Genomic DNA, 21,925 nt, shown 5'->3' on the forward strand with positions numbered 1-21,925 from the left:
ACAAATGAAATTAGCAAAGCGAGTAGCTGCTTTAACACCGTCTTCAACTTTAGAAATTACAGCAAAGGCACAAGCGTTAAAGGCAGAAGGTCATGATGTAATTGCATTAGGGGCAGGAGAACCTGACTTTAATACACCAGAGCATATTATGGAAGCTGCGCATAAAGCGATGTTAGAAGGACATACGAAATATACGCCAACAGGTGGATTACAATCGTTAAAACAAGAAATTGTGAAGAAATTTACGCGCGATCAAGGAGTTCAGTATGATCCATCTGAAATTATTGTATGTAATGGTGCAAAACATGCATTATATACATTATTCCAAGTGTTGCTTGATGAAGGAGATGAAGTTATCATCCCAACTCCTTACTGGGTAAGCTATCCAGAACAAGTAAAGCTTGCTGGCGGTAATCCGGTTTATGTAGAAGGTTTAGAAGACAATGAGTACAAAATTACAGCAAAGCAGTTGCGTGAGGCAATTACAGAGAAAACGAAAGCAGTTATTATTAATTCACCGAGCAATCCAACAGGAATGATTTATAGCAAAGAAGAATTACAACAGCTTGGAGAAGTATGTTTAGAACATAACATTTTAATCGTTTCAGATGAAATTTATGAGAAGTTAATTTATGGTGATGCGGAATATACTTCAATTGCCCAGCTTTCTAATGCATTAAAAGAACAAACCCTAATTATTAATGGTGTATCTAAATCTCATTCTATGACAGGATGGCGTATTGGATATGCAGCTGGAAATAAGCAGCTGATTAAAGCGATGACGAACTTAGCGAGTCATAGTACGTCAAACCCTACTTCAATTGCTCAATACGGCGCAATCGCGGCATATGCAGGCTCACAACAACCTGTAGAAACAATGCGCCAAGCATTTGAAGAGAGATTAAACATTATTTATGATAAATTAATTCAAATCCCTGGGTTTACTTGTATTAAACCGCAAGGCGCCTTTTACTTATTTCCTAATGTAAAAGAGGCTGTAGCTTTATCAGGATATGATACAGTTGATGAGTGGGCGAAAGCTTTATTAGAAGAGGAAAAAGTTGCTCTTGTGCCGGGTACAGGATTTGGGGCTCCAAATAACGTTCGTTTATCATATGCGACATCTCTTGAACAAGTAGAGAAAGCATTAGAACGCATTCATACGTTTATGAAAAGTAAAGTGAAAGCTTAATTGTATATTTCGTTAATAAAATAAAAAACCTCTCTATATAATAGGGAGGTTTTTTTGACGAATTGTGGCAAAAAGAAATAGCGAAAGGTGTGTTATACTAGAGAACGAGGTGTTTGGTGATGAAAAAGAAAATGATGTTACAGTGGTTTGAACAGGGAAGCATTGCGATTCCAAAATTACTTATGATGCATTATAAAAAATTAGGGTTAAATGAAACGGAATTTATGGTTTTACTTCATGTGCATACATTTTTAGAATCGGGAAATTCGTTTCCGACTCCGTCGGAGATTTCCGAACGAATGACAATAGCGGAAATGAAATGTATGGAAGTAATTCAAACATTGATTCAAAAAGGTTTTTTATCACTAGAAGGTGGACAAAGATCAGAAGCGATGATGTGTGAAAGTTATTCTTTACAACCGCTATGGGAAAAAATATTGCATTTCTTAATGAATGAATCAATAGAGGAAGAACAAAAAGAAAAAAAACAACTGCAAGTAAATTTATATACAGTATTTGAAAAAGAATTCGGAAGACCACTTTCTCCATTTGAATGTGAAACATTAGGAATGTGGGAGGATCAAGATCAACATCATCCGAATTTAATTCAAGCGGCTCTACGAGAAGCTGTGATGAGCGGTAAGCTGAACTTCCGATATATTGATCGTATTTTATTTGAGTGGAAAAAGAATGGAATTAAAACAGTAGATCAAGCTCAAAATCAAGGACGGAAATTTAGAGCAAATCAGCAACGAGCGCAACAAGTAACAACACAAGAGACGAAATTTACTGGGAAAGTGCCTTTTTATAATTGGTTGGAGCAGTAATGTAGGAGGAAGTATATGTTAAATAAAACGCAAATTCGTTATTGTTTAGACACAATGGCGGATATGTATCCAGAAGCACATTGTGAATTGATTCATGATAATCCATTCGAACTTGTAATTGCAGTGGCATTATCTGCACAATGTACAGATGCACTTGTAAATAAAGTGACGAAAAATTTATTTCAAAAATATAAAACACCAGAAGATTATTTAAGTGTTTCTCTAGAAGAGTTACAACAAGATATACGTTCTATTGGATTGTATAGAAATAAAGCAAAAAATATTCAAAAATTGTGCCGAATGTTATTAGATGATTACAATGGAGAAGTGCCGAAAGATCGAGATGAGCTTACGAAGTTACCTGGTGTAGGACGGAAGACAGCAAATGTTGTAGTATCGGTAGCATTTGGGATACCGGCAATTGCTGTCGATACGCATGTAGAGCGGGTGAGCAAACGATTAGCGATTTGTAGATGGAAAGACTCTGTATTAGAAGTCGAAAAAACATTAATGAAGAAAATTTCGATGGATGAATGGGGCGTTACACATCACCGTTTGATTTTCTTTGGACGTTATCACTGTAAAGCGCAGCGACCACAATGTGAAGAGTGCCGATTGCTAGAAGTGTGTCGCGAAGGAAAGAAGCGAATGAAGGGGAAATAAAGGATGGAGCGAGTTATAGGAGTACCGAAAGAATTTCGGTACTTACCATTTTTTCAAAAAAACGCAAATTCGATTAAGTATCATACAGACCAATCTTTTGAAGAAATCATACAAAATACTTACTTTATATTTGATATAGAAAGACAATATGAGCCGTGGAATGAAATTGAAAACAGTATTCCGGTAATGTTGAATGTATGGAAAACTAAGCATGAAGACATTGCCACATTATTTCGAAACAGAAAGAAACAAGAAGCTGAAGGCCCGATGATTCTTTTTGCAGCACATTTGTTATCAATTGTATATTGGCTAAATGAGCAACCTGTTCATAGTTTGAATGAAATGGAAGATTACACGAGTGAATTGGAAGTACAACCAGTTAATTTTATGGAGCGATATTCGTTCATTATAAAGAAACCAAATAATTATCATTCTTATATTCAGTTAGCACAGTTGTATATTGAAATAGAAAAGTTATATGTAAAGAAAATGATAACAAAAAAGAAGTCCTTTCCTCGTTAAGAGAAAGGACTTCTTTTTTTGTATTAAGACTCTGTTGTAACAACATTTCCGTCTGCGTGAGGTGTATCTTCACCTGTATTTTGTTGTTTCTTAGCCTCTTCTTCAGCTTTCTTTTGAGCCTCTTCTTCAGCTTTTTTCTTAGCTTCTTCTTCGGCTTTCTTTTTGGCTGCCTCTTCCTCAGCTTTTTTCTTAGCTTCTTCTTCAGCTTTCTTTTGAGTCTCTTCTTGTTGTTTACGTTGTTGTTCTTGTTGCTCTTGTTGTTTACGCTGTTCTTCAGCAGCCTTTTTCTGAGCTTCTTCTTGTTTTAGTTTATCTTCATTAGCTTTTTTCTGAGTTTCCTCATCAGCTTTTTTCTTAGCTTCTTCTTCGGCTTTCTTTTTGGCTGCCTCTTCCTCAGCTTTCTTAGCGTCTGGAGTTCCACCAGGGGCAGTGAAGGATGCACCAACTGCAGGACTTGTTCCAGTACCTTTTTTCGCTACTACAGAGAAGCTGTAAGTAACACCAGGCTTAATACCACCAAGAGTAGCTGTTGTACCGCTAACTGATAAGCTACCGCTAGAACCGTCTGTAGCTTTATAAGTTGCCGCATAAGCATCAACTGCTGTTGGGCCAGACCAGTTTAGTGTAACTGTACTAGCGCCATCGAAAGCGACATTAAGGCCACTAGGTGGATCTACTTTAATTTCTTTAATTGCATCTTTTTTCGCACCTTTTACGTATAACTCGCCGTTTATTTCTTGTACAGAAGAAGGGCGTTCGAAACGAGATTTATCTGTAGCGAATTTGCTCATCATTACTTGGAACATTTGTTGCGCAATTTTAGTATAACGATCGCTAATGTAATTTTCTGGACCATTCTTTTCGTAACCAGTCCACACAGCCATCGTATATTGTGGTGTATATCCAGCGAACCAGCTATCTCTGTTAGCATCAGCTGGGATGCCATATTTTTTTACATCTCTTGCATCAAAGTTTTGTGTTCCTGTTTTACCAGCAACGTCAAAGCCAGAAACATATGCTGTTGGCCCTGTACCGCCGGAACCAGGTTTTACTACGTCACGAAGAACGTCAGTAACCATGTAAGCTGTATGGTCGTGCATTGCACGTTGTTCTTTCGGTTTAAAGCTTTTCTTTTTTCCGTCTGGGAAAATAACTTCTTTAACGAAATGAGGTTTATTGTATACACCGTCATTTCCAAATGCTGCATAAGCCCCAGCGACATCTAACGGAGAGCTTTCATTACTACCGATTGCAGTAGATTCATGTGCTATCCCGTCTTTAAACGTCATGCCTAAACCTTCAGCAAACTCTTTTGCCTTAGGAATACCGACTGCTTGAGCTGTTTTTAAAGCCGGGATGTTTAATGACTTCTTCAATGCTTCACGAAGTGAAACGTCACCTTTAAAATTACCTGTAGCATTTTTAATCTTTGTGCCATCAGAGTAAGTATATTCAGAGTCATTTAATTGATGATAAGTAGACCATTGAAGGTTTTCAATTGCAGGACCATAGTCGAAAATTGGTTTCATTGTTGAACCAACTTGGCGTTTTAAATCAACAGCCATATTATGACCTTTGAAAGTAGACTTACTTTCTTTACGCCCAGCACCAATTGCTCGAACTTCTCCAGACTGTGTATCCATAAATACAAATGATCCTTGGAACTGATCGTTTGGATACTTAATGATATTGCCATCCATAATTTGTTCAGCGTACTCTTGAGCACCTCGATCAAGGGTTGTATGAATCGTTAAACCATCTGAACCGATATTTACATCAGGGTATTCTTTTTCAACTTCTTTTACGACAGCATCTAAAAATGCTTGAAACTTCATTTCAGTTAGTTCTGATTTTTTTAGACCCTCAGTTACAGGGATCTTTATTGCGTTATTCATTTCTTCTTTTGTTATATAGCCGTGTCGATTCATTAATGTTAATACAATATTACGACGATTTGTTGCTCGTTCAACATTTTCTGGTTTTGTTGGATCATAAATGTTAGGACCTTGAGGTAAGCCAGCGAGCATCGCAGCTTCATGTAATTGTAAGTCCTTTAAATCTTTTTGATAATATTTTTGAGCCGCTGTTGCAATACCGTAAGAGCGATTACCTAGATTAATCTTATTTAAGTACATTTCTAAAATCTCATGTTTAGAGTATTGTTGCTCTAATTTGTAAGATAAGTACCATTCTTGCACTTTTCGTTTTGCGGTTTTTTCCATCGTTAGAAAATAGTTTTTAACTACTTGTTGTGTAATCGTACTACCACCTTGGGAACCGAAACCACCAGTGACATTTTCCATAACTGCTTTTGTAGTTCGTTTAAAATCAATTCCATTATGGTCATAGAAACGTGAATCCTCAGTTGCAAGGAATGCATTTTCAACTACTTTTGGAATTTGATCATAAGTAACATGGGTTCGTTTTTCCGCACCGTATTCATAGAAGAAATCTCCGTTCTTATCAAGAAACTTTGTTGATAAAGGATTGACAAGTTTTGATTTGTCTAATTTTGGAGCGTCCTTTACCATAACAAAGAAAGCGGAAACGCCAGCTACGAGACCAACGATACCAAGAAGTAGACAGCCTATAAGGAACTTCTTAAAAAAGGAGCCTTTTTTCTTTGGTTTTTTTTCTTTATTTGTTTCTTCCGTTTGATTTTTCGCGTGATTTCGTTCTGTACGAGAACGATAATTATCTGACATTATACTTTCTCCTACCTTTCATTCTCTCCCTCAAAAGTCGAAAAAAGAGCCTTAGTGATGACTCTATCACGAAAAATAAACCGTGTCTAGTACACGGATATAATCAATCCGAGGGTGATAACCGCATGATAACAATGATCCATGCGCTTCTATTTCTTCTTTAGTAATTGACTTACGCCCACCATTATTTTGACGGTTCCAAAATGCAATAATATGTTTCGCATCGAGTAAATAAAATTCATCAAAAAGTGTAAATTTAATAATAACAAATGCAACTCCATTATGAGCAATTACTTGCTTCATATGTTCAATTTGATGAAGGTGGAAGTTTTGAAGTGGGAAACTAGTTTTGTTTTTTGTTTCCTTCGCTTCAAAATCGATGTATTTCCCTTTGTATACACCGTTGTAATCCGTTGTAGAAGGTTGTTTAAAATACGCTTCTTTTACCACTGCAGCACTTCGAGCGGGGTAATCTACTTTTACAATTTGAAGAGGTGTAGGTTTTTTATGTACACATGCAATATTATGGGTTAAGTAATATTGATTTGTTTCATTCAATTCCTCTTCAAGGGACATACCTCTATTACTATAAGTATGTTTTTTTATTGGTGTTTTAGGAGGTAGTGAAGCTTGATTGTACCTTTTTCCATTTGGGTAACGAATGGTCATAGTGTGTCCACTCCCAACTTGTTAAGAATTACTTACAAAGGTGATTATATCAAAAAATGAAAAAAGATGTGACCTTTTTGAAGAAAGGCATGATGACTTATTTATGTTTACATGGAATGATTACGAAAAAATAAAACAATATCGTAAAAATATGGTTTGTACAAAAGAAGAAAAAGCAATCATTCACACTATTAAAAAGAAAATAGAAATAGCTAATATGGACAACATTTCTCGGACACAATCGTATCAAAAATTTTATGTAAGAAATAGTGAAATCAGGTGGTCTTTTTTAGCGAGTATGGTTTCGAGAAATGCAGGCTGGAATATGACTGATTTAGAAGGAAGATATTATGCTACTGTTTTGCCTCGATTAGTAAAAAAACATTTGTTTCTCATATATGAACAGGCTAATTGGATTATTTTCTTAGATGCATTTCCTCAGTTACTACTATATGAAGAAAGCAAGAGGAGACGTATACCTCTCTTTCATTTGTTGCAATTTTTCAACGTATCACTTTTCATGGAAAAAGAATGGACATTTTTCTGGGAGAAAAAAGATATGAATAGGCTTATGACAGCGCTTATTATAAATGAGCAAAATAAAATTCAAAAACCAGTTATTGAGAATAGCTACTTTAAAAAACATGTATTTCATACGGCGCTTTTTAAAGTTCAAGACATGTTGCATATTAGTGCAGTTATTTTTCCAACCATTGAAGGAGGGATGTATGGGTTTTCAGTTTATCAATTTGAAACGTTGCAAAAGCGTATAGAGCTTGGGAAAAAATTAGCGTGGTTATTGTTTCATCCGACTTATAAACGTTTATTTTATAAGTTTGCACTACAAACTACACATACTGGCTCTAGAGAAGATTATGAATATTACTTAAGGGGAACTAGAAAATCCTATACACCAGCACTAAGAGATGTGTATTCTCTTGTTGCACATGAGGAAATAACAATGAGGGATTGGTTTTGTGAAGATTCGAAAATGAATGCATTGTTTTTATTTGAAGAACCGAAGGATGAAGTTAATATAAAGGAATGGTATAGAAGAAAGAGGGAGCAGATCTATGCTGTTTCTATCGTGAATCGTTTTGTTAAAAGAATAGACGAGTTCATGATATAATAAAAAAGAAGTCCCATCTTTATAAATGAAGATGGGACTTCTTAATGTGAAGAAATCCTGCTAAGTGTGTTAAGATTCTAATCTCAAAACTGAATGAAAGTAGAAGATTAAGGGGGATTTAGAAATTAGTAGTTTGGAAAAGCCCCATTAATTAAACTTTCACTTTATGTAGCAGGGAAGTTTGGACCATCAAGCTTTGGATTACCAGTCTCGGGTTTATTTTGTTGTTTGTTTTGTTTTTTCTTTTTTTCGTTTTTGTTCTTTGCCATCTTCATACACCTCCTTTTTGTATTGTTACCATTTCTATAAATGACATTCAAAATGATTTCTTTGACGAATAACAACTAGTTTTGTCATGTGTGCAGGAGTGAAGAATTATCCGGCGAAATTACATGACAAAGGAAAAGCAAAGAAGGGGGCGTTTTGTATATGGCGATGGTTCAGAAAGTAGATGTAATGAAAAAAATGGATCAAATGTTAAGTTCTCTCGATTTGCTGGAAATGAATATAGGAATTAGAATAAATCATGCATTGAAGGATAAGAGCGAAAAAATATGTAATAAGATAGAAATAACAGAAATGCATATTGAGCATATGGAAAATAAATTAGTGCATCACGAAGAAAAAGGGAATTGGGTGAAGACGTTTCAAAACATCGTAGTGAGTGCATAATAAGGTGGGAATGAAATGGAGTATGAAGCATTAATACAGTCTTCAGAAAAACTCATGCAGTATAATAATGAAGCGAATGTAAAAAAAAGAGAAATAATTGAATATGACTTTTATAAGGATATGAAGCCGTTTGTAGACATAGTAGATGAGGAATTAAAGGTGTGGAAAGAATTAGCTTATACGTGGATTAAGGAAGAAAAACCGAAGTATATACATGTACAGCAAATTGATCAAGTGTACGATAATTTACAAACGAATGTGTTACAATGTTTTGTAAATAAAGGAAAAGGTAAACGTTTTTTTGAAACACATCAAGCCATTTCGTATACTTTGCAAAATATAGTTGAGCAATGTAAATAACAAGAGGGGAAACCCTCTTGTTTTTTTAAGCTTCTGTCATTGTTGTAGGTTTTGTTGCACCGTTTATTTCTAATTCTTTTATTAATGTTCGGTAATCCGATATACATATTTTTCCTTCGAGATAACAATGTCTCGCAAAGTCTAATAATTCATTTACATTCTCTGTGTAATACCCCTTCTTTTGAGAAAACGCTTGTTTTAAATCCCCTAATACCATGTTGATTCCTCCCCCATGAGAATCTTCTTCTTAATTATCATAGCATGGAAGGGTTTTCTTTTTTAATTTTTTAAAAATTTAAACTTCCGACAAAAATAGACAGATACTCCGTCACACAAATTATTTTACAAGTACATATTATATATGTAGAAACTTATGTGAAGGAGGAGAGAATGCATGTTTCAACAATCTAACGTATATCAGCAACCAAATCCATATGCACAGCAAAATATGTACGAATATAATACGGATACATATTTACGGTATAATATGTATCCTTTCGAGCCTCATTATGGAAATCAAAATTATTACCAGCCATTTGAAGTATCGTTTATGAATCAACAGCAACCCTATATGAATCAATCGCAACAAGAGCAACAATCATATATGAATCAGCAGCAACCTTATATGAACTCACAATATTATATGCCACCACCATCTCCCTATGGAAATCAACAAGCGATGTTTTATCCGCCAAAACAACCGTATCCGACGATGAATAAACAAAAGCAACAACAGCAACCAAGTCAGTTTTCGAGCTTTGTTTCCCAATTTAAAAATTCAGATGGTAACTATGATGTGAATAAAATGATGAATACAGCTGGACAAATGATGAATGCGATGAATCAAGTGACGGGGATTGTTAAGCAGGTTGGAGGGTTCTTTGGTAAGTGATAATGGATTGTTGTCCATAATGAAATAGTATGAATGAAGTGTAGCACTAGACAAATTTCCATGAAACAAATGGGTATATATAACAAACGGCTTCACCTCTTTTCTCATATTGTAAAGTGTAATCAGATTTTCTTAACGAGAGAGGAGAGAAAAAACTATGCATCATTGTCATCCTTGTTTTGGAGGGCATAAGCCTGTAGGACCTATTTGTACGACTGCTCCTGTCATTCATCCGACGAAACAGTGTGTAACACATTCTTTTTCAACAACGGTGGTGCCACACATTTTCCCAACGCATACGACACATGTACACCATCAACAAATTAAAAACCAAAACTTCTTCCCGCAAACAAACTCAAATGTAAATGTTGTAGATCCAATCGATCCAGGATTTGGCGGTGGATGTGGACCATGTGGTCATGGTCACCATCACCACGGTCATCAAATATCTCCATTTGGACCAGGGCCGAATGTATCTCCATTTGGACCAGGACCAAATGTATCCCCATTTGGACCAGGACCGAATGTATCCCCGTTTGGACCAGGACCGAATGTAGGACCAAATGTTGGACCAAACGTTGGTGGAATATTTAAAAAGTAAATGATATGTTAGAACTAGCAAAATGCTAGTTCTTTTTTTGTAATTGGAGTGTTGATATGAAAGTTGTTGCTGTAACAGGATATAAGCCATTTGAACTTGGAATATTTAAAAAGGATCATCCAGGAGTAGACTGCATAAAAAAAGCGCTGCATCGTAAATTAACTGCTTTTGTAGAAGATGGTTTGGAGTGGGTTATTATAAGCGGCCAGCTAGGTGTAGAATTGTGGGCTGCTGAAGTTGTTTTTGAAATTCAAGTAGAATATCCAGATTTAAAATTAGCGGTATTTACTCCTTTTTTAGAACAAGAAGAAAATTGGAAAGAAGATAACCGTGAATATTACGAATTTATTCTTTCACAAGCAGATCACATTGATAGTATTACGAAACGGAAGTACGAAAGCCCAGAGCAATTTAAATTAAAGAATCAATTTTTTATTGAAAAAAGTGATGCTCTTTTAGCTGTATATGATGAAGAAAAGCCTGGGAGTCCTAAATATATTGTAGAAGTAGCTAAGAAAAAAGGAGAAATAGAAAATTATCACAGTTATTTCATTCTTTTTTCTGATTTACAAGATATAATAGAAGAGGAACAGTGGAATAATGCAGAGTAATATGTAATATTGTACTCGTATATATGATTGACAAAAGGCATTGTTTCTGAAAAAATTTAGTTAATGAAAGTTTTGGCAAAAATTTGAGGTGAAGAAAATGATTTCGGATAAAATTAAATTAACGGCGAAAGATATTTTGGAAAAAGAATTTAAAACAGGTATGAGAGGTTATCAACAAGAAGAAGTAGACAAGTTTCTTGATATGATTATTAAAGACTATGAAGCTTTCCACAAAGAATTTGATCAATTGAAGCAACAAAATGTTCGTTTAAAACGAGAATTAGAAGAACAAAAACTAGCTGCAACACAAGCTCCACAACAACCTGTACAAACACCAGTTGCACAACCGGTATATAACAACACGAATACGGATATTTTAAAACGTTTATCCAACTTAGAAAAAGCTGTATTTGGAAGTAAGTTATACGAATAAAATAAGGTGGAAACAAGGTTGAGGCATTGTACATAGAAAAAAACATTGCAAAATCTTTTTGTTTCCACTATACTAATGGATGTCATAACGTTTGGGCAATCGCTGCAACGCCAACGTTGTAGAGGAAAGTCCATGCTCGCACGGCCTGAGATGGCTGTAGTGTTCGTGCCTAGCCAATTCATAAGCTAGGGTATTCTGGCTGTAAGGCTGGTTTAACGGCAGGGAAAAAACCTAAGTCCTTTCGGATATGGTTTGACTACCTTTAAAGTGCCACAGTGACGAAGTCCTTGAAGAAATGATAGGAGTGGAACGAGGTAAACCCCACGAGCGAGAAACCCAAATAATGGTAGGGGAATCTTTTCCAAGGAAATGAACGACGGAAAAGGACAGGTTTTCATAACCTGTAGATAGATGATTGCTACCGGAGTACGAGGCGTGGGCCGTTTGCAGTACAAAGGAACAGAACATGGCTTACAGAACGTTATGAACCAACTATGAAATAACTCAGCTCTCCTTTGTTAGAGGAGGGCTTTTTATTTGTATGAAGTTATAAATTATGAGTTACAATGGTTAATGAGAAAAATTTTCGTAAAATGTAATGATTAATAGGACAAATTGCTATTAATTATTGTTTGAATATACATAAGAGGTGAATGCAAATGGGAAAAGTTACTTTAATTGCAACAGCGGCAATGGGTATTGAAGCGTTAGTTGCCCGAGAAGTTCGCGATCTTGGTTATGAATGTCAAGTAGAAAACAGCAAAGTAACATTTGAAGCAGATGAAAAGGCGATTTGTCGCACGAATTTATGGTTACGTACTGCGGACCGTGTGAAAATTAAAGTTGGCGAATTTAAAGCAACAACATTTGATGAGCTATTTGAAAAAACGAAAGCATTAAACTGGGGAGATTATATTCCAGAGAACGGAGAATTCCCTGTTATCGGTAAATCTCTAAAATCTGAGTTATTCAGTGTTTCGGATTGCCAACGTATCGTTAAAAAAGCTGTCGTTGAAAAATTAAAAACAACATATAAACGTACAACTTGGTTTGAAGAAGATGGTCCGTTATTCCGTATTGAGATTGCAATGTTGAAAGACATTGCAACATTAACAATCGATGCGAGTGGTGTTGGACTTCATAAACGTGGGTACCGCATGGATCAAGGGGAAGCTCCTTTAAAAGAAACATTAGCTGCGTCTCTAATTAAGTTAACGAACTGGAAGCCAGATCGTCCTTTCGTGGATCCTTTCTGTGGATCTGGAACAATTCCGATTGAAGCTGCATTAATTGGACAAAATATCGCACCAGGATTTAACCGAGGCTTTGCATCGGATGAATGGGGCTGGGTTGGTAAACAAAATTGGCGCGAAGCTCGTCAAGAAGCTGAAGATTTAGCAAATTATAATCAACCATTACAAATCATTGGATCTGATATTGACCATCGTATGATTCGAGTTGCACAAGAAAACGCAGAAGAAGTAGGTTTAGGTGATTTAATCACATTTAAGCAAATGCAAGTAAAAGATTTCACAACAAAAGAGGATTATGGCTACGTCGTAACGAATCCTCCATACGGAGAACGTTTAAGTGAAAAAGCACTCGTTGAACAACTGTATAAAGAAATGGGACAAGTATTTCGCCCATTAGATACGTGGTCAGCGTATGTATTAACAAGTTACGAAGCATTTGAGAAGTGTTATGGAAAAGATGCATCGAAGAAACGTAAACTATTTAACGGATTTATCCGTACAGATTACTACCAATACTTTGGAAAACGTCCACCGCGTAATTCATAGTATAAAACTCCTCCAGCACGCATATACTGGCTATTATGTAATGCGTAAAGGAGGCAGTGATATGGATAGTTTTCAATTATCGATGATTCAAAAAGCTATTCACCGTACGTATGATGAGCTCGGAAAAGAAGTGGATAGTCAAGGCATAATTGTAGATGAAATACAAAAAGCGCAAGAAGAATATTTATCAGCTCTTTCACATGAAACAGCGATTGATAAACGGTATTTAAAGTCATTAATATAGAAGAAAATTTTCCTTTTTCGAAAGGAAAATTTTTTTTCGTGTATTTCTAAGTATTGCAACAGGGGAAAGTGGCTGCACACATATGAGTAGCAGTTACTATATCGTTTTATAGAAAAACTTTTTGGTTGGAGGCTAAGGATGTTTACTGAGAAGAGATTACCATTTGAAGTAGGAAAACAAGATAATTTTTATGATAAGTTGAATGAGTGGATTGGAGATGTATTTTACGACATCCTTCCGGAAAAAGGCTTTGAAGAGCGTGATGAACAAATCTTTATGGCGTTTCAATTAGAGCGTGCTTTCCAAGAGAAAAAAGTTATGTTCGCAGAAGCGGGTGTAGGAACAGGGAAAACGATTGTATACCTTTTATATGCAATTTGTTATGCGCGTTATACAGGAAAACCTGCTATTATCGCTTGTGCAGATGAAACATTAATTGAGCAGCTTGTGAAAGAAGAAGGGGACATTGCTAAGTTATCAGAAGCATTAGGACTATCTGTTGACGTAAGACTTGCGAAATCGATGGATAACTATTTATGTTTACGTAAACTTGAAGATGTTATGAGTGGACGAGCTCCAGAAGTAATTGAAGACGTATATTATGAATTACCACAGTTTGTATTTGATCATGGTACGATGCAAAACTTTACTCACTATGGTGACAGAAAAGAATTTCCACTTTTAAATGATGAGGAATGGTCAAAAGTAAACTGGGATTACTTCCAAGATTGCTTCACTTGTGATTCACGTCATCGTTGTGGACAAACTCTTTCTCGTGAACATTATCGTAAAGCGGCAGATTTAATCATTTGTTCTCAAGATTTTTATATGGATCATATTTGGACGTACGATGCTCGTAAACGTGAAGGACAAATTCCGTTATTACCTGAAAGTAGCTGCGTTGTATTCGATGAAGGACATCTTGTAGAATATGCAGCTCAAAAAGCTTTAACGTACCGTTTAAAGCAAACGATGATGGAGCAGCTTTTAACGAGATTGTTACAGAACGATATTCGTGAAGAGTTTGCACATTTAGTAGAAGAAACAATTTGGCAAACAGAGCGATTCTTTGATGTGTTACAAGAGAATAAAAAGGAAATTGAAGGTTCTGATCGTTTAGAAATTACTGTGACAGAAAAAGTAACCGCAGAAGCGAAAAGACTTTATGCAAAAATCGGTGAAGTCGGTGATGCACTAGTATTTGAGAGTGAAATGCATACAGTAAACACATACGATTTAAATATCGTTGATGAACATTTAGATGTGTTAGAACATTCACTTCGTCTTTTCATGCATGAGAAAAATGTAATTACGTGGGGTGAAGAAGGTGATGGTGCCTTCACGTTAGTTATTATGCCGCGTGCAGTTGAAGAAGTGTTACAAGAAAAAGTATTCTCGAAGAAAATTCCATACATTTTCTCTTCTGCGACATTATCGGACAACGATTCGTTCGCATTTACTGCAAATAGCTTAGGGGTAAAAGATTACTTATCATTCTCAGTTGCCTCACCGTTTAATTATGAAGAGCAAATGGCAGTAAACTTACTATCGCATACGAAAGAAAATGAATGGGAAAGAAAGTGTCAATATACACTTGAAAATATACAGAAAACGAATGGACGTACGCTTGTATTATTCCGTACAACGCAAGAACTTGCAGCGTTCAAAGAATATGTAAGTAAAGAGCAAATGTCAGTTCCGTTCTTATATGAAGGGGATCAAGAAATTAGTCAGCTCGTTTCTCGTTTCCAAAATGAAGAAGAGACTGTACTTTGTGCCGTTCATTTATGGGAAGGTTTAGATATTCCGGGTTCATCATTATCACATGTAATAATTTGGTCATTACCATTCCCTCCAAACGATCCTGTGTTTGAAGCGAAACGTAAGCACGTAAATAATCCATTCTGGGATGTAGATGTGCCATATATGATTTTACGCCTTCGTCAAGGGATTGGACGTTTAATTCGTACGAGCGACGATAAAGGTGCTATATCAATCTTCCTATCAGATACGGAAGATGAAAAAGTGATAGAAGCAGTGAAAAAAGTACTTCCGGTAGAAGGTAAAGAATTATAAGGAAAAGCTTGGCGCTTGCCAAGCTTTTTTTCTATTATAAAAGGAATTTATGTTTTCGTGTCGAAATAAGTTTGAGGTAGAAAAAGGAGGTCTTTTATACGATGACAGTTGCTACATATGAAGTAGAAAAACAATTTTTAACATATGTGAAGAAGATAGAAAATTACGGAGAAGCATTAAGCTTAATGTTTTGGGATTTAAGAACGGGTGCACCAAAAAAAGGTGTGGATCAGCGTTCAGAAGTCATAGGGATGCTTTCGTCAGAAGTGTTTGCTATGTCGACTTCAGATGAGATGGGGAACTACTTAACTGAGCTTGAAGCTTTAATATCTAAAGATAAACTTTCTGAAACGACGAAGAAAATGGTTGAAGAGTGTCGTAAAGAATATGATAGAAATAAGAAAATTCCACAAGCTGAATACGAAGCGTATGTGAAATTAGAAGCGAAAGCGGAAAGTGTGTGGGAAGAAGCACGCGAAAAATCTGATTTCGAAATGTTCCGTCCGTATTTAGAAAAAATTGTTGAATTCAAAAAGAAATTTATTGCATATTGGGGTTACGAAACATATAAATATAATACATTATTAGACATGTATGAGCCTGGTATTACAGTAGAAGTGTTAGATCACGTATTTGGTCAACTTCGTGAGCGTATCGTGCCGCTTGTAAAAGAAATCTCAGAGTCTAAAAAGGGATTAAAAACAAGTGCTTTATCGGAACACTTTTCGAAAGAAAAACAAAAGAACTTTACATTAGAGTTATTAAAGCAATTGAATTATGACTTTGAAGCAGGGCGTCTTGATGAAACGGTACATCCTTTCGAAATTACATTAAATAGAGGGGATGTTCGTATTACAACACGCTATGATGAGAAAGATTTCCGTATGGCTGTGTTTGGAACAATTCATGAATGTGGTCATGCTGTATATGAACAAAATATTGCAGAAAAGTTTGAGGGTACACCGCTATGTAGTGGAACATCTATGGGTATTCATGAATCGCAATCATTATTCTTTGAAAACTTTATCGGTCGTAATAAATCATTCTGGAAGAAAAATTATGATTTATTAAAAGAGTATAGTGACGGTCAATTTAACGATATATCAGTCGATGAGTTTTATGATGCGATTAACGAATCGAAGCCTTCATTCATTCGTATAGAAGCAGATGAGCTTACATATCCGCTTCATGTTATGGTTCGTTATGAGCTTGAGAAAGAATTATTTGATGGTACACTACAAGTGAAGGACTTACCAGCGGCTTGGAATGATAAGATGGAAGCATATTTAGGAATTCGTCCAGAAAATGATGCACAAGGTGTATTACAAGATGTTCACTGGGCTGGTGGCTCATTTGGATACTTCCCATCTTATGCGCTTGGTTACATGTATGCAGCGCAATTTCAGCAAAGAATGCTAAAAGATATTCCAAACTTTGATGCATTATTAGAAGAAGGTAACGTGACGCCAATTCGTGAGTGGTTAACAGAAAACATTCATCAATATGGCAAAACGAAAAAGCCACTTGAAATTTTAGAAGATGTAACAGGTGAAGGGCTAAATGCAAACTACTTAGCTGATTATTTAGAAGCGAAGTATAGAGAGATTTACGAGTTATAAAAAAGAGCTGCTTAATTGCAGCTCTTTTTTTAAAGGGGATGGGAGAATGGATTATACATTTACAGTAATGAACCAAAAGGAAGCAGAGGAAATTGCATACAACTGGCATTATGAAGGGAAATATTCCTTTTATGATATAGAGGCAGATCAAGAAGATTTAGCAGAGTTTTTAAGTACTGAAATGAGAGGAGACGATACGTTTGCTGTGAAGGAAAATGGTACTCTCATTGGTTACTTGAGTTTTTCTAAAATGAATAATCAAACGGTTGATATAGGACTTGGAATGAGACCTGATATAGCTGGCAATGGATTAGGGTTAAAGTTCGTGAAGGCTGGACTAGATTTTAGTGAAGAAAAATACGGCTGCAACTATATAACACTATCAGTAGCGACATTTAATGAGAGAGCGATTAAAGTATATAAAAGGGCAGGATTTGAAGCGGTTGGAACGTTTATCCAGGAGACGAACGGTAGTTGTTTTGAGTTTTTGAAAATGAATTATATATGTAAAAATGACTAAAAAACAGAGGGGATCTTCTGTTTTTTTATTTTGATGCAGATATATATGATACATGTTTTGCACTTGTTGTAATTGGAATTTTTGCTAGAGGGTGTGTATGATTGAACTTTAGTAGCAAATAGCAAGCTTAGCAAGGAGAGGTAGAATGATTACAATTAAAACGAAAAGTGAAATAGATTTGATGCATGAATCTGGGAAATTACTTGCTTCATGTCATAGAGAAATTGGAAAAATGATAAAACCAGGAATAACAACACAAGAAATTGAGACGTTTGTTGAAGTGTATTTAGAAAAGCATGGCGCAACATCTGAGCAGAAAGGTTATAACGGGTATCCATATGCGATATGTGCGTCTGTAAACGATGAAATGTGTCATGGGTTTCCAGCCGATGTTCCTTTAAATGAGGGAGATGTTGTCACAATTGATATGGTAGTAAACTTAAATGGTGCGCTATCAGATTCTGCATGGACATATATAGTAGGGGATGTTTCTGACGAAACAAAAAGGTTATTGCTAGTGGCTGAGAGTGCTTTATATAAAGGAATTGATCAGGCGATAATCGGTAATCATGTAGGGGATATTGGTTTTGCAATTGAAAGTTATGCAAATGCTGAAGGTTTTTCTGTTGCAAGAGATTTTACGGGGCATGGGATTGGTAAAGAGATTCATGAAGAACCAGCAATTTTTCATTTTGGTAAACCGGGACAAGGACCTAAGCTGCAAGAAGGCATGGTAATTACAATTGAGCCGATTGTAAATGTAGGTATGCGCTATTCTAAAGTTGATTTAAATGGATGGACTGCAAGAACGATGGATGGGGAATTATCTGCTCAATACGAGCATACAATTGCGATTACAAAAGATGGGCCAGTCATTTTAACGAAGTTGTAATAGAGAATGTAAGAGTTTGCAAAAATCGAACGAAAATAGTGTTTTTATAAAATTTGTACGTGTTTTATTAATAAATACTTTTCAAAGTATAAAAATTGCGTTATAATCCTTCTATAAAATAAATAGTTAGCTACACTCATATAATCGCGGGGATATGGCCTGCAAGTTTCTACCGAAGTACCGTAAATACTTTGACTATGAGTGAGGACGAATATATTTGCTTGTTAAGCATTCTTTTTTGCGAAACTCCAAAAGCACGTCTCTCACTTGTAACGAGTGGTGGCGGCTTTTGGAGTTTTTTTATTGCATAAGAGGAGGAACAAACATGAAAGTATTACAAGAAAAGATTTTGAACGAAGGAAAGGTTTTATCTGGTGACGTATTAAAGGTAGATGCATTTTTAAATCACCAAATTGATCCGGTACTTATGCAAGAGATTGGAAAAGAATTTGCTAAACGTTTTAAAGAAGAGAACATTACAAAAATCGTGACGATTGAATCTTCTGGCATTGCACCAGCGGTTATGGCTGCATTGGAGCTGGGTGTAAAAGTAATTTTTGCAAGAAAACGTAAATCGTTAACGTTACAAGATAATATGTATGTTGCAAACGTATATTCATTTACAAAACAAGAAACAAATGAAATTTCACTATCTCGCACTCATATTGATGAAAATGATCGTGTATTAATCATTGATGACTTTTTAGCAAACGGTCAGGCTGCTTTGGGTTTAATGAGTTTAGTAGAGCAAGCTGGAGCAAGCATTGCGGGAATTGGAATTGTTATTGAAAAAGCATTTCAAGATGGAGGAAAGAAGCTTCGTGAACAAGGCGTTCGTGTTGAGTCACTAGCAGAAATTGCATCACTTGATAACGGCACAGTTACATTTGTACAGCAAGAAACTGCGGAGGTGAAATAAGCGATGAAGCAACATCCATTTAAAATCGCATCGCTAGGTATGCAGCATATGCTTGCTATGTATGCCGGTGCAATTATCGTTCCACTTATTGTGGGAGGCGGACTTGGCTTAAATCAAAAAGAGTTAACATATTTAGTCTCAATTGATTTATTAATGTGCGGCGTTGCAACAATTTTACAAGCATTATCAAATCGCTTTTTCGGTATTGGACTTCCAGTTGTACTAGGTTGTACATTTACAGCGGTTGGGCCGATGATTGCAATTGGGAAACAATACGGCGTGTCTTCTATTTATGGAGCAATTATTGCTGCCGGTTTGTTTGTTGTTATTTTTGCGAAATTATTTGGAAAGCTTGTAAAATTATTTCCCCCTGTCGTAACAGGGTCTGTTGTTACTGTAATTGGAGTTACACTTGTTCCAGCAGCGATTAATGATATGGCTGGCGGAGTAGGAAGCAAAGATTTCGGAAGTCTTGAAAACTTAGCGTTAGCATTTGGCGTATTATTATTTATCATCATTATGTATCGTTTCTTTGATGGATTTATCCGTTCTATTTCTATTTTATTAGGTCTTTTGTTCGGTACAATCGTTGCAGCGTTTATGGGGAAAGTAAGCTTGCAAGCTGTTGGAGAAGCAGATTGGTTCCACGGTATTCAGCCGTTTTACTTCGGTACACCGACATTTGAATTAACGCCAATTATTACGATGATTCTCGTTGCTTGTGTAGGGATTGTAGAAGCAACAGGTGTATACTTTGCGTTATCTGATATTTGTAATAAAAAGATCGGTGAAAAAGAATTAACAAAAGGCTATCGCGCAGAAGGGTTAGCGATGGTGTTAGGTGGTATTTTTAACGCATTTCCATATACAACTTACTCTCAAAACGTAGGACTTGTTCAATTAACAGGAGTAAGAAATCGCGTTATTATTTATACTTGTGGTGGTATGTTAATCGTTCTTGGGTTCATTCCAAAAATCGCAGCTATTACAACAATCATTCCGAAATCAGTACTTGGTGGTGCGATGTTAGCGATGTTCGGTATGGTTATGGCATATGGTATTAAAATGTTAAGTAGCGTTGATTTTGGAAAGCAAGAAAACTTATTAATTGTTGCATGCTCTGTCGGAATTGGGCTTGGGGTTACAGTCGTTCCTACATTATTCTCACAACTTCCAGAAAATATTCGTATTTTAACAGATAACGGAATTGTGCTAGGAAGTGCATCAGCAGTACTTTTAAATATTGTATTTAATATGGTGCCGCAGCGAAAAGGGAAAGTAAAAGAAGAGCCAGTTTCGATGCAAAATGCAGTAAGAGAAGCATAGAAAAGCAAGGTCTCATTATGAGACCTTGCTTTTCTTTTTAAGTGGCATCATTTTCCCATACGTACCAAGCCGCCAAATGTACTCAAGTGGCCCGTATTGATAATGTGAAAGCCACCAGCGGCTAATAAAGATTTGTAACGTATAAAAACTGATGCAAAATAGAGGTCCTACCCATAATGGAGCAAGATAATCGTTTTTGAACAATAGTCCGAATACAAGTAATGTAACAATTGTATGTGAGATGTAATTTGTTAACGCCATTCGTCCAACGTATTGGAATGGGCGTAATAATGTTTGCCATTTTTCTTTTTGTAATAAACGCATTAGCGTGAAAATGTAGAAGATGAATAATGTTTTTCCACTGAACATTGTAAAGGCCTGCATATAAATTGGTTCATAAAATGGTTTTGATAAGAAGTAACGAACCATGAAGAACCACATTGGTAATGTTAAAATGAACGTAATAATTTGCCATTTTTTAAGTTTTGTATCTAACTCTTTCGTGCGGCGGAAAATATCCTTTTTACCGGCGTATAAACCAAGTAAAAATAGCCCAACTGTTTCTGGGAGCATTGTAATATTTAATACTATTCCATCAGCATAAAATGCATGGAAACGATTTTGTATTTGTGACACCCAGTCTTCAAGTGGCATGACTGGTAAGGAGAATCCAAGTTCAGCCTTTGACATTAAGGCAACACTAATACTAGCAATTAGTATAAGAAATTGAAAAATACTTAATAAAGCAATTGCCCATATTAAAATGGTACGAGGTTCTCTCTTATAAAATAAAAATAAGAAAAATCCAGCGATTGCATAAGTATGTAAAATGTCTCCGTCCCATAAAAGCACATAATGTAAGAAACCAAATAATAATAAAATAAGTAAGCGACGAACAAATAAAGTTTTTGGTCGATCTGTTTTCGCTTCAGCACGAGTCATAAAAATATAAAAGCCTAGTCCGAATAAAAACGAAAAGATAGTATAAAACTTTGTTTGAATAAACATATCGTAAATTAGACGGATATAACTATCTAGTCCCTCATAAACTCCTGAAAGATCACGTGAGTCAATTCCAGCAATAATAGGCCAGTTAACAAGAAAAATACCTAGTACAGCTATTCCCCTAATGATATCAATTGAGTGTATCCTCTCGCCTTGCGTGAGATTTTGTGTCATTATTTTCCTCCTTAATAAGTAATTCCCTTTTATTATACAAAATGTAAGGGGGAGGGGATAGAGGGGATTTCCAAT

General features: G+C 35.8%; 23 protein-coding genes, 1 other RNA gene and 1 riboswitch. Of the genes, 20 read left to right on the top strand and 4 right to left on the bottom strand.

Annotation, left to right across the window (positions count from 1 at the left end; translation table 11 throughout):
• Positions 1 to 4 precede the first annotated feature (4 nt).
• The 4 genes from aspB (at position 5) to JDS98_RS04570 (ending at position 3,204) form a co-directional block, all read left to right on the top strand.
• Positions 5 to 1,192: an aspartate transaminase AspB gene (aspB, locus tag JDS98_RS04555; protein WP_199631738.1), complete on the top strand. Its 1,188-nt coding sequence runs from the start codon at positions 5 to 7 to the stop codon at positions 1,190 to 1,192.
• A gap of 119 nt (positions 1,193 to 1,311) precedes the next feature.
• Positions 1,312 to 2,019 carry a DNA replication protein DnaD gene (gene dnaD / locus JDS98_RS04560; RefSeq protein WP_000728536.1) on the top strand — a complete coding sequence of 236 codons (708 nt, stop codon included), beginning with the start codon at positions 1,312 to 1,314 and terminating at the stop codon, positions 2,017 to 2,019.
• A gap of 15 nt (positions 2,020 to 2,034) precedes the next feature.
• Complete coding sequence (nth, locus tag JDS98_RS04565; RefSeq protein WP_098156744.1) at positions 2,035 to 2,682, top strand: endonuclease III; 648 nt, start codon at positions 2,035 to 2,037, stop codon at positions 2,680 to 2,682.
• Between the two features lie 3 nt (positions 2,683 to 2,685).
• Positions 2,686 to 3,204 carry a YpoC family protein gene (locus JDS98_RS04570; RefSeq protein ID WP_070172937.1) on the top strand — a complete coding sequence of 173 codons (519 nt, stop codon included), beginning with the start codon at positions 2,686 to 2,688 and terminating at the stop codon, positions 3,202 to 3,204.
• A gap of 23 nt (positions 3,205 to 3,227) precedes the next feature.
• Here the strand turns inward: JDS98_RS04570 and JDS98_RS04575 are convergent, their stop codons facing one another.
• Entirely contained in the window at positions 3,228 to 5,909 is a 2,682-nt protein-coding gene (locus tag JDS98_RS04575; protein ID WP_199633592.1) for a PBP1A family penicillin-binding protein, read from the bottom strand.
• Between the two features lie 66 nt (positions 5,910 to 5,975).
• A complete protein-coding gene (gene recU / locus JDS98_RS04580; protein WP_000155587.1) occupies positions 5,976 to 6,578 on the bottom strand; it encodes a Holliday junction resolvase RecU in 603 nt (200 codons plus the stop codon).
• A 103-nt stretch (positions 6,579 to 6,681) separates the two neighbouring features.
• Here recU and JDS98_RS04585 point away from each other — a divergent pair, with 103 nt between their 5' ends.
• The 3 genes from JDS98_RS04585 (at position 6,682) to JDS98_RS04595 (ending at position 8,739) form a co-directional block, all read left to right on the top strand.
• Positions 6,682 to 7,707, top strand: coding sequence for a DUF2515 domain-containing protein (locus tag JDS98_RS04585; RefSeq protein WP_199633593.1), 1,026 nt, complete (start codon positions 6,682 to 6,684; stop codon positions 7,705 to 7,707).
• Positions 7,708 to 8,136: 429 nt separating this feature from the next.
• A complete protein-coding gene (locus JDS98_RS04590; protein WP_001252045.1) occupies positions 8,137 to 8,379 on the top strand; it encodes a hypothetical protein in 243 nt (80 codons plus the stop codon).
• Positions 8,380 to 8,394: 15 nt separating this feature from the next.
• The gene (locus tag JDS98_RS04595; protein WP_000455491.1) at positions 8,395 to 8,739 is read left to right on the top strand and encodes a YppE family protein; all 345 of its coding nucleotides are present in this window, start codon (positions 8,395 to 8,397) and stop codon (positions 8,737 to 8,739) included.
• Positions 8,740 to 8,764: 25 nt separating this feature from the next.
• Here JDS98_RS04595 and JDS98_RS04600 read toward each other — a convergent pair whose 3' ends face one another.
• Entirely contained in the window at positions 8,765 to 8,956 is a 192-nt protein-coding gene (locus JDS98_RS04600) for a YppF family protein (RefSeq protein ID WP_000242658.1), read from the bottom strand.
• 177 nt (positions 8,957 to 9,133) lie between these two features.
• On the opposite strand from JDS98_RS04600, the gene JDS98_RS04605 reads away from it, so the two are divergent.
• The 13 genes from JDS98_RS04605 (at position 9,134) to pbuX (ending at position 20,671) form a co-directional block, all read left to right on the top strand.
• The gene (locus JDS98_RS04605) at positions 9,134 to 9,631 is read left to right on the top strand and encodes a YppG family protein (RefSeq protein WP_199633594.1); all 498 of its coding nucleotides are present in this window, start codon (positions 9,134 to 9,136) and stop codon (positions 9,629 to 9,631) included.
• A 157-nt stretch (positions 9,632 to 9,788) separates the two neighbouring features.
• On the top strand, positions 9,789 to 10,232 hold the full coding sequence (locus JDS98_RS04610; RefSeq protein ID WP_000546286.1) for a spore coat protein: 444 nt from the start codon (positions 9,789 to 9,791) through the stop codon (positions 10,230 to 10,232).
• Between the two features lie 56 nt (positions 10,233 to 10,288).
• Positions 10,289 to 10,843 (top strand): SLOG family protein, encoded by a 555-nt coding sequence (locus JDS98_RS04615; RefSeq protein WP_000869384.1) that lies wholly within the window; start codon positions 10,289 to 10,291, stop codon positions 10,841 to 10,843.
• A 97-nt stretch (positions 10,844 to 10,940) separates the two neighbouring features.
• Positions 10,941 to 11,276, top strand: a complete 336-nt coding sequence (gpsB, locus tag JDS98_RS04620) for a cell division regulator GpsB (protein ID WP_000622427.1) — start codon at positions 10,941 to 10,943, stop codon at positions 11,274 to 11,276.
• An 87-nt stretch (positions 11,277 to 11,363) separates the two neighbouring features.
• An RNA gene (gene rnpB, locus JDS98_RS04625) (RNase P RNA component class B) lies at positions 11,364 to 11,755 on the top strand.
• Between the two features lie 180 nt (positions 11,756 to 11,935).
• Positions 11,936 to 13,075: a THUMP domain-containing class I SAM-dependent RNA methyltransferase gene (locus JDS98_RS04630; RefSeq protein WP_000521231.1), complete on the top strand. Its 1,140-nt coding sequence runs from the start codon at positions 11,936 to 11,938 to the stop codon at positions 13,073 to 13,075.
• Between the two features lie 61 nt (positions 13,076 to 13,136).
• A complete protein-coding gene (locus tag JDS98_RS04635; RefSeq protein ID WP_199633595.1) occupies positions 13,137 to 13,319 on the top strand; it encodes a DUF3921 family protein in 183 nt (60 codons plus the stop codon).
• Positions 13,320 to 13,457: 138 nt separating this feature from the next.
• Positions 13,458 to 15,395, top strand: a complete 1,938-nt coding sequence (locus JDS98_RS04640) for an ATP-dependent DNA helicase (RefSeq protein ID WP_000493722.1) — start codon at positions 13,458 to 13,460, stop codon at positions 15,393 to 15,395.
• Between the two features lie 101 nt (positions 15,396 to 15,496).
• Positions 15,497 to 17,014, top strand: coding sequence for a carboxypeptidase (gene ypwA / locus JDS98_RS04645; protein ID WP_199633596.1), 1,518 nt, complete (start codon positions 15,497 to 15,499; stop codon positions 17,012 to 17,014).
• Positions 17,015 to 17,060: 46 nt separating this feature from the next.
• Positions 17,061 to 17,534 carry a GNAT family N-acetyltransferase gene (locus JDS98_RS04650; RefSeq protein WP_000386699.1) on the top strand — a complete coding sequence of 158 codons (474 nt, stop codon included), beginning with the start codon at positions 17,061 to 17,063 and terminating at the stop codon, positions 17,532 to 17,534.
• 145 nt (positions 17,535 to 17,679) lie between these two features.
• Positions 17,680 to 18,426, top strand: a complete 747-nt coding sequence (locus tag JDS98_RS04655) for a type I methionyl aminopeptidase (RefSeq protein ID WP_199633597.1) — start codon at positions 17,680 to 17,682, stop codon at positions 18,424 to 18,426.
• Positions 18,427 to 18,542: 116 nt separating this feature from the next.
• Positions 18,543 to 18,644, top strand: a riboswitch (purine riboswitch).
• A 107-nt stretch (positions 18,645 to 18,751) separates the two neighbouring features.
• Complete coding sequence (locus JDS98_RS04660) at positions 18,752 to 19,345, top strand: xanthine phosphoribosyltransferase (RefSeq protein WP_000866492.1); 594 nt, start codon at positions 18,752 to 18,754, stop codon at positions 19,343 to 19,345.
• 3 nt (positions 19,346 to 19,348) lie between these two features.
• The gene (gene pbuX / locus JDS98_RS04665; RefSeq protein ID WP_000809217.1) at positions 19,349 to 20,671 is read left to right on the top strand and encodes a xanthine permease PbuX; all 1,323 of its coding nucleotides are present in this window, start codon (positions 19,349 to 19,351) and stop codon (positions 20,669 to 20,671) included.
• A gap of 15 nt (positions 20,672 to 20,686) precedes the next feature.
• On the opposite strand, the gene JDS98_RS04670 is transcribed toward pbuX, so the two are convergent.
• Positions 20,687 to 21,850, bottom strand: coding sequence for a DUF418 domain-containing protein (locus JDS98_RS04670; protein ID WP_000193176.1), 1,164 nt, complete (start codon positions 21,848 to 21,850; stop codon positions 20,687 to 20,689).
• Between the last annotated feature and the right edge of the window lie 75 nt (positions 21,851 to 21,925).

Source organism: Bacillus cereus group sp. N11 (assembly GCF_016483605.1).
Classification (GTDB): domain Bacteria; phylum Bacillota; class Bacilli; order Bacillales; family Bacillaceae_G; genus Bacillus_A; species Bacillus_A toyonensis.